This is a genomic window from Streptomyces sp. NPDC001933 (genome assembly GCF_042890955.1).
GTDB lineage: Bacteria > Actinomycetota > Actinomycetes > Streptomycetales > Streptomycetaceae > Streptomyces.
The window spans coordinates 1-1,023 of the sequence record NZ_JBIASS010000130.1; the positions used below are offsets into that span (position 1 = coordinate 1).

Here is a 1,023-nt window from a genome sequence, read left to right on the forward strand (position 1 = left end):
CTGGGACTCCTTCGAGGACACCGCCGCGGCCAGCGGCGTCACGCTCGTTCCCGAGTTCGATGCCCCCGCCCATTCGCTCGCGTTCATCCGGTTCAAGCCGTCCCTGGGCCTGAACAACGGGGACTCCGACCACCTGGATCTGTCCAAGCCGGAGACCACCGCGTTCATGAAGTCGGTGTTCGACGAGTTCACGCCGTGGTTCCGCGGCCCGGACGTGCACTTCGGCGCCGATGAGTACCGGTCGGACAAGCCCCGCTACAAGAGCTACTTCAACGAGATCGCCGCCCACATCCGCACGCTCGGCAAGCATCCGCGCGCCTGGGGCAGCCTGTCCCTGATGACGTCCGACACCGAGGGCTTCGACCGCGACGTCACCCTCAACAGCTGGAACAACTCGTGGTACGGCCCGCAGGCCGCCAGGAAGGACGGCTACTCGTTCATCAACACCAACGACGCCCTGCTCTACATCGTCCCGTTCGCGAGCTACTACCACGGCCACGGCCTGGACGGCAAGTACCTCTACGACAACTGGGAACCCAACGTCTTCCCAGGCGGCCAGAGCGTCGCACCGAAGGACCCCCAGCTTCTTGGCGCCATGTCCGCGGTGTGGAACGACCTGACCAAGTCCAGCTACACCGAACTCGACGTGCACAAACTGGTCGAGCCCACCTTCGGCGTCCTCGCGCAGAAGATGTGGAGCGGCGCCGGCTCGGGTGTTTCGTACAGCGACTTCATGACGACCGTGCGCAAGCTCGGCGTGGGTACGGGACTGACCGAGGTCGCCACGACACTCGCCACCCCGGCCAACAGCGAGCTGAGCGCGGGCAGGCCGGCGACCGCGTCCGCGGGCACGGCCGACGCGGCGTTCGACGGGGTGAGCACCACCAGGTGGCAGAGCGGCCCGGGAGATCACGCCTGGCTCCGCGTGGACCTCGGCCGCCCCGAGACCGTCACCAGGGCCGACCTGGACTGGGCGCCCGCACACGGCCGCGACTACGCGATCCAGGTGTCCGGCGACGGCAC

General features: G+C 67.7%; 1 protein-coding gene. It reads left to right on the forward strand.

Going from position 1 to position 1,023, the window contains the following annotated elements; genetic code table 11:
• Positions 1-1,023, forward strand: a 1,023-nt coding sequence (locus ACFYY7_RS45765; RefSeq protein WP_388672442.1) for a family 20 glycosylhydrolase, incomplete at both ends; no start/stop codon positions are given.